The 13,941-nt window shown below is 68.6% G+C and carries 15 protein-coding genes; 10 read left to right on the forward strand and 5 right to left on the reverse strand.

The window, feature by feature from the left end; all coding sequences use genetic code 11:
- Positions 1-2: 2 nt before the first annotated feature.
- The gene (locus tag N0B15_RS17630; RefSeq protein ID WP_263021025.1) at positions 3-515 is read right to left on the reverse strand and encodes a hypothetical protein; all 513 of its coding nucleotides are present in this window, start codon (positions 513-515) and stop codon (positions 3-5) included.
- Positions 516-608: 93 nt separating this feature from the next.
- On the opposite strand from N0B15_RS17630, the gene N0B15_RS17635 reads away from it, so the two are divergent.
- Both N0B15_RS17635 and N0B15_RS17640 read left to right on the forward strand, forming a co-directional pair.
- Positions 609-884: a DUF7553 family protein gene (locus N0B15_RS17635; RefSeq protein WP_263021026.1), complete on the forward strand. Its 276-nt coding sequence runs from the start codon at positions 609-611 to the stop codon at positions 882-884.
- Positions 885-1,038: 154 nt separating this feature from the next.
- Positions 1,039-2,217: a Fic family protein gene (locus N0B15_RS17640; protein ID WP_263021027.1), complete on the forward strand. Its 1,179-nt coding sequence runs from the start codon at positions 1,039-1,041 to the stop codon at positions 2,215-2,217.
- A 36-nt stretch (positions 2,218-2,253) separates the two neighbouring features.
- Here N0B15_RS17640 and N0B15_RS17645 read toward each other — a convergent pair whose 3' ends face one another.
- Positions 2,254-3,384: an ORC1-type DNA replication protein gene (locus tag N0B15_RS17645; protein WP_263021028.1), complete on the reverse strand. Its 1,131-nt coding sequence runs from the start codon at positions 3,382-3,384 to the stop codon at positions 2,254-2,256.
- Between the two features lie 191 nt (positions 3,385-3,575).
- Between N0B15_RS17645 and N0B15_RS17650 the strand changes: the two genes are divergently transcribed.
- Positions 3,576-4,826 (forward strand): outer membrane protein assembly factor BamB family protein, encoded by a 1,251-nt coding sequence (locus N0B15_RS17650; RefSeq protein WP_263021029.1) that lies wholly within the window; start codon positions 3,576-3,578, stop codon positions 4,824-4,826.
- Entirely contained in the window at positions 4,823-5,239 is a 417-nt protein-coding gene (locus tag N0B15_RS17655) for a hypothetical protein (RefSeq protein ID WP_263021030.1), read from the forward strand. The genes N0B15_RS17650 and N0B15_RS17655 overlap by 4 nt, the downstream gene beginning before the upstream one ends.
- A gap of 20 nt (positions 5,240-5,259) precedes the next feature.
- Here N0B15_RS17655 and N0B15_RS17660 read toward each other — a convergent pair whose 3' ends face one another.
- The gene (locus N0B15_RS17660) at positions 5,260-7,257 is read right to left on the reverse strand and encodes a helix-hairpin-helix domain-containing protein (protein WP_263021138.1); all 1,998 of its coding nucleotides are present in this window, start codon (positions 7,255-7,257) and stop codon (positions 5,260-5,262) included.
- A 94-nt stretch (positions 7,258-7,351) separates the two neighbouring features.
- Here N0B15_RS17660 and N0B15_RS17665 point away from each other — a divergent pair, with 94 nt between their 5' ends.
- From N0B15_RS17665 to N0B15_RS17675, 3 genes are all read left to right on the forward strand, one after another.
- Entirely contained in the window at positions 7,352-8,899 is a 1,548-nt protein-coding gene (locus tag N0B15_RS17665; protein WP_263021031.1) for a SagB/ThcOx family dehydrogenase, read from the forward strand.
- Between the two features lie 54 nt (positions 8,900-8,953).
- Positions 8,954-9,151, forward strand: a complete 198-nt coding sequence (locus N0B15_RS17670; protein ID WP_263021032.1) for a hypothetical protein — start codon at positions 8,954-8,956, stop codon at positions 9,149-9,151.
- Positions 9,152-9,283: 132 nt separating this feature from the next.
- Positions 9,284-9,859, forward strand: a complete 576-nt coding sequence (locus tag N0B15_RS17675) for a DUF8130 domain-containing protein (RefSeq protein WP_263021033.1) — start codon at positions 9,284-9,286, stop codon at positions 9,857-9,859.
- Positions 9,860-9,895: 36 nt separating this feature from the next.
- Here the strand turns inward: N0B15_RS17675 and N0B15_RS17680 are convergent, their stop codons facing one another.
- The gene (locus tag N0B15_RS17680) at positions 9,896-10,054 is read right to left on the reverse strand and encodes a hypothetical protein (RefSeq protein WP_263021034.1); all 159 of its coding nucleotides are present in this window, start codon (positions 10,052-10,054) and stop codon (positions 9,896-9,898) included.
- Positions 10,055-10,182: 128 nt separating this feature from the next.
- Complete coding sequence (locus N0B15_RS17685; protein ID WP_263021035.1) at positions 10,183-10,839, reverse strand: helix-turn-helix domain-containing protein; 657 nt, start codon at positions 10,837-10,839, stop codon at positions 10,183-10,185.
- An 84-nt stretch (positions 10,840-10,923) separates the two neighbouring features.
- On the opposite strand from N0B15_RS17685, the gene N0B15_RS17690 reads away from it, so the two are divergent.
- From N0B15_RS17690 to N0B15_RS17700, 3 genes are all read left to right on the forward strand, one after another.
- Positions 10,924-12,228 carry a cytochrome P450 gene (locus N0B15_RS17690; RefSeq protein ID WP_263021036.1) on the forward strand — a complete coding sequence of 435 codons (1,305 nt, stop codon included), beginning with the start codon at positions 10,924-10,926 and terminating at the stop codon, positions 12,226-12,228.
- Between the two features lie 37 nt (positions 12,229-12,265).
- The gene (larE, locus tag N0B15_RS17695; protein WP_263021037.1) at positions 12,266-13,126 is read left to right on the forward strand and encodes an ATP-dependent sacrificial sulfur transferase LarE; all 861 of its coding nucleotides are present in this window, start codon (positions 12,266-12,268) and stop codon (positions 13,124-13,126) included.
- A 270-nt stretch (positions 13,127-13,396) separates the two neighbouring features.
- Entirely contained in the window at positions 13,397-13,807 is a 411-nt protein-coding gene (locus tag N0B15_RS17700; RefSeq protein ID WP_263021038.1) for a hypothetical protein, read from the forward strand.
- The last annotated feature ends 134 nt before the right edge of the window (positions 13,808-13,941 follow it).

Genomic DNA, 13,941 nt, shown 5'->3' on the forward strand with positions numbered 1-13,941 from the left:
GACTACGCGTAGAGGTAGATCAACAGCGCGATGATGAGCAACTCGCCGCCGACCAACAGCACGACGACGAACCAGTCGGTGTTGCGCCGGGCCCACTCGGCAGTGCTGGCGGCCAGCGACCTACGTCGCTCAACCTCGAGGGCGGCCGACTCGTCCGCCCGCCGCTCGCGTCCGACCGTCCACCCCGTCTCGGGGTCGAACGAGGCCGGAACGTGCGCGCCGAGCAGGTCGTCTAACTCGAGCGGCGACACCCCCGCCAGGGCCAGAATCCGCCGGAACGCCGGACAGCCCTCGAGTGAGCCGTCGGTCGGTCCCTCGACGTATTCGGTGTGGGTGGTGTCGCCGTGGGGTGTCTGCATCTCGATGGCGATGGTGCCCTCGGCGGTCTCGGAGACGCCGACGACGACCAGTTCGTCCTCCGCGTCGTTGAAGTAGGCCTCCTCGACCCGGCGTTTGAGCGCCTCGTCGACGCCCGCCGACGGCTCGGCCGTCTCCTCGAGCGTTCGCTCACCCATACGAGTCGTGGTACGGGAAGAGGAGAAATAAGCACTCGGCCGTGTCTCGAGCGGCGGCCAACTCACTTGTGTGCGGCCGTGGAGAGACCAGCCATGGCACCCGACCAGACGAAACTCACCCAGTCACGCCACGCACTCGAGGAGGCCATCGAGACCGCAGACGATGGCGTTCGCGGTCCCCTCCGCGAGACCGGCGCGGCGTTCGCCGAACTCGTCAGTGAGGGTCGACACCCGGACCACGCACTCATGGACAGCCACCTCAACGTCCTCAGGCAGGCGAACGAACGCGCCACGGGCGAGACCGAGACGCAGATCGAACGCGCGCTCGAGCACGCCGAAGCCTACCGCGAGGAGTTGCCGCGGGTGTAGGGGTGCTCGAGGAGGGACAGAGGCAGTCTCGAGGGGAAACAGCCACCGAGTGCATTCGACTCGTCCCTCTGCAACCAGTATGGTTTCAATCGCCTCTCGTTTGCATTGGGAGCAATAGATTCAACTATACTCGAGTGCACAGGTTCATACGTGCATGAGAGCGCACGAACTCGAAGACGGGGCACCGGGCACCCTCGTCCCTTACGGAAGACGGCCGTACTACAGGCCGGACCCGCTCCCACCCGCAGAGGGCCTCGCGCTCGACGACGACTTCTTCGAACTGCTCGCTGAGGCGACGTTCTGGCTGGGCAAACTCGCTGGCATCAGCCTCGAGCTCGACTTCCCGCCCGTTCTCTACACCTCGTTGCTCCGGAAGGAGGCGATGGAGTCCGCCGAGATCGAGGGTGCAGACATCGACTACAACGCCCTCTACAGCCTCGAGACGCGCCGTCTGGACCAACGTGACGAAGCGGCCACAGCACCCGTCACAGGTCACGCGAGCACGAAAGACACGCAGGAAGTGCTCAACTACGAACAGGCCGTCAGAGACGGCATCGACACGCTCGAGGGCGGCGGCGAGCTATCCGTCGCGCTCCTCCACGACCTCCACGAGACGCTGCTGACGGACGTGCCGGACGAGCGGGTCGAGACGGAGACGATCGGCGCCTACAAGACGGTCCCGAACCACCTCGGGGACTTCCTGCCGCCGGTTCCGGGGGCGGTCGAGGGGCTGATGGACGCGCTGGTGACGTACTACCGGACCGGTGGCAGCTACCACACCCTCGTCGACATCGCGCTGTTCCACTACCAGTTCGAGACGATTCACCCCTACGGTGACGGCAACGGCCGACTCGGCCGGCTCCTCATCACGCTCCAGTTGTACGACGGCGGTCTCCTCGAGCGGCCGACCCTCTACCTCAGTGAGTACTTCAACCGGAACAAGGTGGCGTACGTCGAGCGTATGGAGGCGGTTCGGTTCCGCGGCGACTGGGAGCGGTGGCTCTCGTTTTTCGTCACCGGAGTCGCCCAGCAGGCCGAGGAGTCGGTCGAGCGCACGCTGGCGCTGGACGCGCTTCGACGGCGCTACGAGCGCGAGTACGGTGGCTCCCAGTACGCGACGAACCGGCTCGCGTGTTCGCTCTTCGAACACCCGTACGTGACGACGAAGACGGTCGCAGACGCACTCGACATCGAGCGCTCGACGGCCTACCGTGCGGTGGGCGCACTCGAAGACGAGGGTGTGCTGGAGGAAATGACGGGGAACGACCGAAACAGGGAGTACCGGGCCAGGGAGATCTTCGAAATTCTCGAGCGACCACCCCAGACGTACTGACTCGGCTCGCGAAACCACATCACGCGGGCCACTCTCCTACTCGAGGCGGTCGAGGATCGCGTCTCTCTCGTAAGAGAGCGAGAGCGCGCGCGAGCGCCCCCGGCCGTCGATGTCGGCGTAGTCGGCGTCGATGAGGTTGAGCTGGTCGAGTTTGTTGACGATCTCGGAGTAGCGGGTGTAGCCGAGGTCGGTCTCTTCGTGGAAGGATTCGTAGACTGCGCCCGCCTGGTCGCCGTCGTGGTCGGCGATCACCTCGAGTAAGGCGCGTTCGTTCTCGCTCAGCCCCGCGAGGCTCCGCGAGAGGTTGACGTACTTCGAGGTCTCGTAGGCCTTCTCGACGTCTTCGGGTTCGACGACGCGACTGGCGCGCATCTCGGCGTTGAGACCGGCCCGGCGGAGCAGGTCGATACCGACGCGGAGATCGCCGCTGTCGGCGGTGAGCGAAGCCACCCGCTCTAAGACGTCGCCGGAGACCACGTCCTCGTGGAAGCCGCGTCTGACGCGCTCGCGGAGGATCTCGACGATCTCCGGCTGGTCGTAGACCGGGAAGTAGACGTCCTCGGGGCGGAAGACGCTCTGGACGCGCGAGTCGAGTTCCTCGATCACCTCGAGTGTGGGGTCGGAGGAGACGACGATGACGCCGATCTTCGCGCCGGGGTGTTCCTCGTGGGCGCGCAACAGCGAGTAGAGCGTATCGGAGGCCTCGTTCTCGTAGAAGAGGTAGTTCACGTCGTCTAAGGCGACGACGAAGACGCGGTCTTCCTCGATGAGTTTCTCGGCGATCTGGGCGAAGAGTTTCTTAAAGGAGATGCCCGAGGAGGGCGGTTCGTAGTCGAAACAGCCCTCGAATAGCCGTGAGAACACCGAGTAGCGGGTGGCGTTGACCTGGCAGTTGACCCGGATCGTGCGCACGTCCTGGGTCTGCATCGCGACCTCGCCGAAGAGTTTCTGGATCGCGGTCGTCTTCCCCGTCCCCGGCGGGCCGCGCACGAGGACGTTGAGCGGTCGCGACCCGCGGACGGCCGGACGCAGTGCGTAGGTCAGCCCCTGCATCTGGCTGTCGCGGTGGTGAAACGTCTCCGGGAGGTAGTCGATCTCGAAGACGTGTTCGTCCCGGAAGACGGACTCGTCCCACGACAACATCCGATCGTCGGGGTCGCCAACCATCACTTTCACCAGGCTTGCGGAGCTACTTAGTTGTTTGCGCACTACGGCCGCTGAGCGTGCGTGTACGGGCAAAAACGGCGAGCGAAAGAGACGACACGTCCGCGTCGGCGCTCGAGCGGGGCCGCCGGTCTCGGACGGCCATAATTCCAAATATCCATACATCTGCAGAATAACACTACAGCCAGCACAGAATGACGTACCTCACCAGACGTCGACTGCTCGCGGTCGCCGGTGGGTCGTTTCTCGCCGCCGGGACCGTGCGGCCATCTGTCGTTCGGTCGACACAGCGCTTCGACGGGGCGACAGCAGCGTGGCCCGGGCCACACGGCGGCGCTCGAGGGACGGCCGCCGTCCCGTCTGCGACCCCGACCGACGTCACCGTTGCCTGGGAACGAGAGTACCAGGCACCGTCGATCTACGCCGTCCCGATTGCACTCGGGGCGGGGACGCTGTCCGTCGGCGACCGCGAGGCACTGGGCGCGCTCGAGTCGGCCACCGGTGGCGAACGGTGGTCGTACGCGTTGCCCCATCCGTTCTCACAGTCGAGGTTGGAGCTGGGAGGCTCACTGAGAAACAGCGTCCGGCTCCCGCCGTGGATCGCCGACGACCGCGTCGTCGCCGTCTTCGACACGAACATCTGCGCGCTGTCGCGCTCGAGCGGGCGCCTGCAGTGGCGGGTTCGGACGAACACGGCGATCGATTCGCTGCTCGTAACCGGTAATACGGCGATCTTCGACGCCCGCCGCTCCGGAACGGAGGCCCTGTGGGCGCTCGATACCGAGACGGGCGCCGAGCGCTGGCGGTACACCGACGACGGCGACCACAGGATGGCGATCGGCGCGATCGACGACCGCCTGTACACGGTCCGAACCGACGCGGGCTGGGTCGTCGCCGCCCACGACCTCGCGACGGGCGCGGTCGAGTGGCGCCGGACGCCCGAATTCGAGGGGCGCGCGCTCAGTCCCAGGCCGCGCGGTGCGGTCACCGAGGACGGACTGTACGTCGGCGGGGGGTCGCTAGTCGCGTTCGACCACGACGGGACCGAACGGTGGCGAGGGTCGTTCGGGACCGCGTTCGGCCGCGCGTTCGCCGTCGCCCACGAGACCGTGTACGCGGTCGACGACGAGGCGGGCGAGGTCGTCGCACTCGAGGCAGCCACGGGCGACCGGCGGTGGTCGACGGGCGTGTCGAACCCGGCACGTCCCGGCGGCGTGAGCGCCGACGCCGAGACCGTCTACGTCTCGACGACCGACGGCTTTCGGGCGCTCGCAGCCGAGAGCGGCGACGAACGGTTTCGGTTCGACGAGGCCCCGACCGCGAGTGCGAGCGGGCCCGTTATCCCGACGGCCGAGCGCCTCTACCAGTCGGTCGGCGACCGGGTGTACGCGCTGGAAGGAGCGGGAGAGACGGTGGGAGACGGTGAGGAGGGGACTCGAGTATGACCGCGAAACCGACTCCGAGTATCGATTTCGAAAGGCTGGGCGGGGCGATCACGCTGGCTGGCCGGTTCGTCGGCGTCTGTATTCTGGTGGCGTTCGCGTTCTCACCAGCGCTGGGGATTCTCGAGGCGGCGCTCGTCCGCTGGGGACTGCTCCTCCCCGACTGGGCGGCCCTCGTCGCGTACACCGCCGTCGCGGGCGTCGTCACCGTCGCCTACCGCGGCTCGATCGACGACCTCACCGTCTTCTGCGTGCTGACGTTCGCTGGCTGGCTCGCCGCCGGCGTCGCGTTCGGATCGTACCCGGTCGAATCCTCGTGGCTGGCGATCGCCCGCGAACTCGCGCTCCTCGTCGGGGTCGCTTCGCTCGCCGCCGCGGTCGCGTTCCGGAGCGACTGGCGAGCGTGGATCAGATAACGGCCGGGGAAGTCGGCGTCTCACTCGAACTTCTCGAGCAGCCGACCGTAGAAGTTCGGCTCGTGCGCGCCACCGCCCTCGTGGGCCTCGCGGGCGAGTTTCTCGACGATCAGCTCCGGCGTCGAGCGCGCGAGGTGGTCGCTGACCGGCGAGCGGTTCACCCGGAGTTCGCCGTCGACCAGCCCGACCGCCTCGATGCCGTCGACCGAGACGTCGACGGTCGCGACCGCCGAAATCTCGCCGGCGAGGTGGGAGACGAAGACGCCGGTCGCGCCGTTTTCCGAAAGCGCCTCCAAGATGCCCGCGATGATCTTCGCGCTCGCCCCCGGTTCCGTGATGCTCTCGAGTTCGTCGACCAGGACGAGACTGCCGTCGCCGCCGGCCGCGAGGTCGGCGAACTGGCGGACGGTCGACTCGAACGCGCCCGCGTCGAGCGTCCCCTGGGTCTTCGCGTGGTAGTGGAGGTCGTCGAACCGGCACAGGCGGACGTCTTCGGCTGGCACCGGCAGCCCCATGTGTGCGAGGACGACGACGCTCGCGAGCAAGTCGAGCGTCGAGGTCTTCCCGCCGCTGTTGACCCCCGAGAGCAGCGTGACGCCGGACACCTCGTAGTCGACCGGATCGATCGACGCGAGCGGCTCCGAGAGCAGCGGCGAACGCCCGCCCTCGATGGCGACGCCGGTCTCCTCGGTGAAGGTGGGGAGCGTACACCCGAAGTCGCGGGCGAAGCGGGCGAGCGCGAGTTCGACGTCGACCTCGAGTGCGGCGCGGACGAGTTCCTCGGCGTCCCCGCGCTGGTCGGCGAGCGTCCGCGCGAGGTCGCGTTTGAGGCGGGCGGCCCGCCGGTCTTTCGCGGCGGTGAGGTCCTCTCGCAGGCGCGAGATGGCCGGCTCGTCGCGTTCGACCGGAAACGTGGGTTCGTCGGGGAAGGCCACCCGGGCGAGTTCCGCCTCACCCGCGTCGAGGTCGAGTGCGTCGACCAGGTGGTCGCGGGCGGCCTCGACGGCGTCTGCGTACTCGTCGGCGAGTTCGCGAGCGAGCAGCGAATCGACGCCCGCGCCGCGTTCGACGAGCGAGAGGAGGTCCGCCCCCTCGATAGTGACGTCCTGCTCGCGGATGGCCGCCCGGAGGCGGTCGTTCGCGAGCGATTCGGCGGTTCCGGCGGCGGCGTCGAGGTCGTTGGCCGCGACGGTGAGCCGGTCGAGTTCCGCGTCGCCCGCGACGGTACCGTCGTCGTCGAGCCTCGAGAGGGCGTCCTCGAGTGCATCCAGGTCGCAGGCAGTCTCGATATCGGCCGCCCGGTGGACGGCGACGGCCGCCTGCAGGCGCTCGCGGTTGCGCGAGAAGAACGCGAGCGGGCGCTCGGGGACCACCTCGACGGGGTTCTCGAGCGCGTCAGGGAGTACCTGGACGTCGCCCTCGACGTCGACGCCCGCGAACGCCTCGTCGAGGGCGACGACGGTCGCGTAGCCACGGGCGAGTTCCGCCAGGCCGCGGGCGTCCTCGACGATTTCGACCGAGAGTTCGGGGACCGCCGCCCGGGCCTCGCTGTAGCGCTCGGCGTCGCGCGTCGCCAGACAGCGCTCACGGACCTGGACGTCGCCGGCGGGGTCGAGCGGGGAGAGACCCGCGAGCGCCTCCTGTACCGCGGGCGTCGGCTCGCGCTCGAGTGCGTCCTCGACGAACGCCTGGACCTCCTCGATGCGCGAGGCGCGACTGCTCGGGTAGAACGTCTCGAGGCGCTGGGCGCCGTAGCGGGTGACGGTTCGCTCCTGGAGTAACTCGAGGAGTTCGCGGTAGACGGCGCGGGCGCGGTCGGTCGCAAGAAAGCCGCCCGGATCGTCGTGCTCGCGTCGGATCGCCCCGCGGGCGATACGTGCGGCGTGGCCCTGCGTGATCCCCGGTGCCTGCGCGAGCGTCGCCACGTCACCCTCACGGAGAGCGCGCGCCGCGCCGTCGAGGTCGGCGAGCGCGCGTGCGGTCTTCTCGCCGACGCCCGGAATCGCCTCGAACTCCACCTCGGACTCCATCGCCATGCTATCGAGCGAGGTATTCAGCCGAGACGAGAAAAAGCTCCCGTCCCTTTAGTCCCGACGCGTCGTAAGAGCGGGTATGCATTCGACGGCGCTCGCCTACCACGAGCGGACGAACCACTCGCCCGAGAGCGTACGCGAGGGCGGCCACCGCCTCGACTTCGAGAACAAGCCACGCGCAGCGAAAGTCTACCGCGGCCTCGAGCGCGTTACCCTCCCGGAGCCGACACCGCCCACGACGCCAGCGCTCGAGGCGGTCGCCGAGTCGACGCCGAACGGCGTCTGTGGCCGGGACTCGAGTGTCGACCTCGAGACGCTCGCGACGCTCTGTCACTACGCGAACGGGATCACGACCGAACTCGAGCGCTACGGCGAGCGCCACCGGTTTCGCGCGGCAGCGGCGACCGGCGCGCTGTACCACGTCGACCTCTACGTCGTCTGTGGCGACCTCGGCGAGGAGGCGGGTGACGCGCTCGAGGCGGGCGTCTACCACTACGACCCGCGGACGGACGCCCTCGACGTGCTCAGACGCGGCGAGTACCGCGGCGTGCTGGCGGCGGCCTGCGACCACGGCGGCGTCGCGACCGCACCGCTGTCGGTCGTCGCCACCTCGACCTGGTGGCGAAACGCCTGGAAGTACCGCGAACGGACCTTCCGCCACGCCTTCTGGGACTCGGGGACCGTCCTCGCGAACCTGCTCGCGAGCGCCCACGCGCTCGAGTACCGCGCCGACGTGATCACCGGCTTCGACGACCACACCGTTGCCGACCTGCTGGGTCTCGACCCCCGGCGCGAAGCGCCGCTCGAGGTGGTTCGCGTCGGCTCCGGTACACCGCGCGCCGAGTCACAGCCGACAGTCGAACCGATCGACCCCGAGACGGAACCGCTCTCGGCGAACGAGCGCGAGTTCCCCCTGATCTACGAGACCTGGGAGGCGGGCACACTCGAGGAACACGCGGTCTCGGCGTGGCGTGAGGATCGGCCCGCCGGGACGATCACCACCCGGCCGCCGGCGGCGAGCGACGGCGAGCGCATCCCGCTCGAGCCAGTCGACCACGAGACCGCCTCGAGCCGGCCACTCGGCGCGACGGTCGACCGGCGTGGCTCCGCCCGCGAGTTTACCCGCGAGCCGATCAGCTTCCGGAAACTCTCGACGGTGCTCGAGCGTGCGCTCCGGGGGACGCCGATGGACGTCAGACGGCCCGACGACGTGGCGCTGACATTCGTCGACGCCTACCTCGTCGTCAACGCCGTCGAGGGGCTCGAGCCCGGCGTCTACCGCTACTGGGCGGTCGACGGCGAACTCGAGCGCCTGCGTTCGGGGTCGGTCCGCGAGGAGGCGGGCCACCTCGCACTGGACCAGCGACTCGGTGCGGACGCCGCCGTCACCGTCTACTTCCTGGCGGACCTGCCGAGCGTCGTCGACGCCCTCGGCGAGCGTGGCTACCGGGTGGCCCAGCTCGAGGCCGCGCTGGCGGCGGGACGGCTCTACCTGTCGACCTACGCCCACCGCGACCTCGGCGGGACGGGGCTGACGTTCTACGACGAGGTCGTCGGTGAGTTCGTCGCCCCACACGCGAGCGACGCGGCCCCGATGTTCTGCTACGCGCTGGGCCACCCGGCCTGAGACGCTTGCGAGGTCCGGCCTCGGGGTTATCCCGTCGGCGCGCCGAGGACAGGTATGGCACTCACCCGACTGCTCGGCTCGAAGGCGACCCGGAGTCTCACCGTCCTCTCCGTGCTCGTCGAGGCGAAACGGGCGTTCGACCACGGCCGACGCGTACGAGCGGCGGTCTTACTCGGCGTCGCCGCGGTCGCCTGGAAGTGGGCCGTCCTCGGGATGGCCGCCCAGGGCGTCGTGAAACTGCTGCGCCGGTAGACACCACAGAGACACAGCCAGAAGAGCGAGTCGTGCGGTTCGGAGCGTCCACCGACGGTATCCGGTGGTTCTGTGCGAGAATACTCAGTGTAGCGAATACTTATTTCCGGGCGCGAGATACGCAGAGACAGGATGAACCGCCGGTCCATACTGGCTGGAACGGGAGCCGCCGCCGGGCTGGCTGCCACCGCGTACGCCGTCCCCGGAGTCCTCCGCAGGAGGCGTACGTACCGGATTCGAGACGTGGCGATCACCGGCTCGACGGGACCGCTCCGTCTGCACGCCGACCTCGAGTCGGCGACGGTCGAGACCGACTCGCCCGGCCGACTCGAACTCGCCGTCGAGAACGCGAGCGAGGAGCCGGTCGCCATCGCGAACGGGCCGGTGTTGCCGTTCGGCGTCCTCTACACGGGTGAGACGGTCGCTGACGGACTCCTCCTCTGGTCAGACAGCTACGCCGACAGCCGCAACGTCCAGACGGCGGACACCGAGGTCCACTCCTGGCACGACCTGCAAATTCGCCGCTCGCTCGAGCCACACGAGGTCGTGAGCGACACCTACGTGATTCACGCAGACGCCGCCGGGATACGCGCCGGTGCGTTCGCCGTCGACGGCTGGCTCGAGTACGGACCGGACGGTGATCCGGGCGCACCGGGTTCGTTGCGGCCGCTCGAGTACCGTCTCGAGTTCGCTCTCGAAACACGCTGATACTCGACCCGCGCCCGGAGACGCGCACACGCAGCCTCACCGCTCGAGCGCGGCGACCCAGCGGTCCTCACCGTGGACCGGACAGAGCCGACGGTGCTTCTCGGCACACCGCTCGTGCATCACGAGACCACACTCACAGCGTCGCAGGTCGGTTCGGGGTTCGATCTGCCGTCTGCACAGGTTGCACGCAGGCATGGCTAGGCCCACAGCGGCGACCACTATAAAGTTCACTATTAATCATTATTTACTCGTGCGTAGATGTCTGATCGAACCCCCGCTCGAGAGTGAGAGGGCGTGTACGCCGGGCTCGAGCCGTGGTCCGATCACTCGAACAGCGCGGCGACGAGGCGTGCCTCGGCCTTCCGGAGGTGTTCGCTCACCGTACTCGTCGAACACTCGAGCGCCGCGGCGACCGCCTCGTGGTCGGCCCGCCGCGGCGTCTCGTAGTAGCCGAGTTCGAAGGCGACGCGGACCACCTCGAGCTGGCGCTCGGTGAGCGGACCGCTCGGATGGCCGGCGCGTCCGTGGAAGGGACCGAGTTCGAGCACCGTCACCCCGACGCCTTCGGGCGGGTCCTCGAGTGCGTCCGCGAGGTCCGTACGACTCCCGACGACGGTGAGTTCGATCGAGCCGTCGGCGAGGAAGGCGACCGGCAGGAGGACGACCAGACTGTCACGGGTCAGGTGCTCGCGAACGTGGCCGACGGCCGGCGGCGCGCGAAACCGGACGTAGGCGTAGACGCCCTCGGCGTCGACACTCGAGAGGTCGAACGCGAGCACGTCCGGGTCCGACTCGAGGACCTCGCGGACGAGTTCGTCACTCGCCTCGACCGAGAGGGTGTACGTCGGGACGTCGCCCGCCTCGACGCCGCCGGCGAGCAGAGAGACGGCGTCGACACCCTCCGTGGCGGCGAGTCTCGTGATCGGCGTCGTCTCGTCGACGGTGGCGAACGGGGAGAGGCGCACGCGAGCGTACTTCACGCGAGACAGTGCGCGGGCCGATCGTATAAACTACCGGTGTGGACCGGCACCAGAACCAGCGTCGAGGCGACTCGAGAGACGCCCATGAGCGAGTCGATACCGACGCCCGAACGGCTTCCGGTGATCGGAAACGCCCTGGCGGTCGGGCGCGACCCCTTCGCGTTCGTCGAACGGGCGGCCCGCGAGTACGGACCCGTCTTCCGGGTCTCGATCCCCGGCCACTCGTTCGTCTGTTACGCCGACGCGACGCTGGCAGAACGGGTGTTCGTCACGGAACGAACGCGCTACGGGAAGGATCCACGCGAGCGAGACCTCCTCGGCGAGTTACTCGGCGAGGGGCTGCTCACCGCCCGCGGGGAGACCTGGCAACGCGGCCGCGAGCAGGTCCAGCCGGCGTTCTACCCCGGGCGAGTACAGGCCTACGGCGAGGAGATTCTCGAGATCGCCGAGCGAACCGTCGCCGGCTGGACCGACGGCGAGCGCGTCGACGCCTACGCGAGTTCGACCGATATCGCGCTCTCGAGTATCGCCGCCACGATGTTCGGTCTCGAGCGCCTCGACGAGGCACGGCTGCTCGGCGAGGCGGTCGACGCGATCACCGCCCGGTTCGAACCCTCGCGCGTCCCCGTCGAGGTGCCGCTCTGGGTGCCGACGCCCGCCAACCGACGGTACCGACGCGCCGTCGAATCGATCGACGGAATCGTCGAGCGCCTCCTCGCGCGCAAGCGCAGCGGCGACCGGGGAGGAGACGACGACCTCTGTTCGACGCTGCTGTCGGCCGCCGACGACGGCACGCTCGAGGACGACGCGGTGCGAGATCACCTCGTGACCGTCCTCCTGGCGGGCCACGAGACGACCGCCGTCGCGCTGACGTACACGCTCGCACTGCTCGCGCTCCATCCGGCCGAACAGGCGCGAGTGCGCCAGGAGGTTCGCGAACCGGAGACGCTCACCCCGACGACGCCACTGGCGCTCACCGACCGCGTGGTTCGCGAGGCGCTCCGGCTGTATCCGCCGACGTACCTGCTCTACCGCCAGACGGTCGAGACGGACACCGTCGCCGGCTACGAGATTCCCACCGGCACGCGAGTCGTCCTCCCACAGTGGGCCTACCACCGCGACGAGCGCACCTACGACGAGCCACACGCGTTCCGTCCCGACCGCTGGCTCGAGGACGGCCCGGAGCGCCCGGAGTACGCCTACATGCCCTTCGGCGGCGGCGAGCGCGCGTGTATCGGCCGCCGGTTCGCGCTGCTCGAGCTCCGCCTGGTGGTCGCGACGGTCCTCCGGGCGGTCTCGCTCGAGGCGACGGCCGAGACCGCCATCGAACCGACGCCGGCGTTGACCGCCCGCCCCGCCGGTCCCGTCCCGCTCCGGATCCGCCGGTGACAACGCACTTTTGGCGACGCGGGCCGAAGACGGCCCAATGACTACGGTCGAGGCGAAACTCGAGACCGCCCGCGAAGACCTCGCGGGGTACGACGGCGTCCTGATCGCGTTCTCCGGCGGCGTCGACTCGAGCGTCGTCGCGGCGCTCGCCCACGACGCCCTCGGCGAGCGGGCAGTCGCCTGTACCGCCAAGAGCGAGACGCTCCCCGAAGCCGAACTCGAGGACGCGCGACGCGTCGCAGACGAGATCGGCATCCGCCACGAAGTCGTCGCGTTCTCCGAACTCGAGAGCGACGCGTTCGTCGCGAACGACGGCGACCGGTGCTACCACTGCCGGACGATGCGCCTCGGGAAGATGCTCGAGCGCGCCCGCGAACTGGGTATCGAGACGGTCTGTGACGGGACGAACGCCGACGACCCGAGCGCCGACCACCGGCCCGGACTGCGCGCGGTCGAGGAACTCGACGTCTACTCGCCGCTGCTCGCCCACGGCATCTCGAAAGACGAGGTGCGTAAGATCGCGGACCACTACGGCCTCTCGGTGGCCGACAAGCCCGCGATGGCGTGTCTCTCCTCGCGCATCCCGACCGGGCTAGCGGTCACCGAAGGCCGCCTCTCGCGGGTCGAGCGGGCCGAAGCCTACCTCAGAGAGCGTGGATTTACCGGCTTTCGCGTCCGCGACCACGACGGTCTCGCGCGGATCGAACTCGCCCCCGAAGAGATCGAACGCGCACTCGAGGTCGCGTTCGTCCGCGAGACACGCGAGGCACTCTCGGCACTCGGGTTCGAACACGTCACCCTCGACCTCCACGGCTACCGGACCGGCAGCGTCAGCCCCGCGAGCGAGCCACTCGTCGAGGACGTCTTCAGCGTCGAGTACCCGAAGAGCGACGACTGAACCGGCACCGACGACTAACTGACGGTTTTTACACACGTTCCCGAACGGAGAGGACAGTGGCCATAGCCAGTCGATACAGCGATGCGAACCGCGAGACGGGAGCGACCTCCTGCGGAGGTGTCGACCGAACGGGGGAGAAATCGAACAATCACACTACTTCGACGAGGTCGTCAGCCGCACAACTCGCAGGAAGTAAAGAAATACGAAGAGTGTGGAGAAATATTGCGCCTTACCATACGATCGTCACCCCAGGGTGCGTACCGGTCACCGATGGCTGATGACGTCCCATCGGAGTGGCAACAGGACCAGCGCCGGACGTACACCCCCGCAGACAGCGACCACGAACGCCAGTACGCGATCTACCTCCACGACTCCGGCGACCTCCGCCTTCGAATCGCCCCCGCGTCGCTCGACGGCGACGACGTACCAGGATACACACTCCAGGCGACCGCCTACCCCGGACTCGAGTTCGCCGAGACGGTTCACGTCAGACAGGTGCTGACGTTCGACCGCTGTCTCTCACTCGCCGTCCGGTTCATGGACCTGTTCTCGGCCGCCTACGACGGTCCCGGCAGTCTCGAGGACGCCCTCGAGTACGCCTTCGACCGGACGAAAGCGACCGGAACGCAGGACGCCCCACCGGGCGTCGGCGTCGAGGGTATCGACGAGCGCCGCAGCTAGGCGCTCGAGACGAACTGAGAGAATCTGGTCCCCTACGCGTCACAGCCACACGACCACGGGACGTCGAAGCACACTCGAGCGAATGCCGTGGCTCGAGGCGGGCGAACGTCCCGCGTCCGCATCCGGCCGAGCCG

It is taken from the genome of Natronobiforma cellulositropha, from assembly GCF_025629245.1.
GTDB classification, from domain to species: domain Archaea; phylum Halobacteriota; class Halobacteria; order Halobacteriales; family Natrialbaceae; genus Natronobiforma; species Natronobiforma cellulositropha.